This is a genomic window from Telluria sp. AZSoR62, from assembly GCF_058111565.1.
Map to the genome: position 1 here is coordinate 1 of NZ_JBYTST010000341.1, position 266 is coordinate 266.

Sequence of the window (266 nt, forward strand, 5' to 3'; positions counted from 1 at the left end):
GTGCTGTGCTGGGGCTATGGCGGGATTCTCAGCCTGGGGCAGGGCGTGTTCTTCGGAGTGGGTGGCTACTGCATGGCGATGTTCCTCAAGCTGGAAGCCTCGGACCCCGAAAGCACCAAGATCCAATCCACGCCGGGCATTCCGGACTTCATGGACTGGAACCAGATCACCGAGTTGCCTTGGCTGTGGCAGCCGTTCCACAGTTTCAGCTTTACCCTGGTGGCGGTGATTGCGGTGCCGGTGCTGCTGGCCTTCATTATCGGCAT

General features: G+C 60.2%; 1 pseudogene. It reads left to right on the forward strand.

Annotated features, from left to right (window positions below):
- Positions 1–266, forward strand: a pseudogene (locus AC3XQU_RS24050) (urea ABC transporter permease subunit UrtC); the annotation flags it as partial.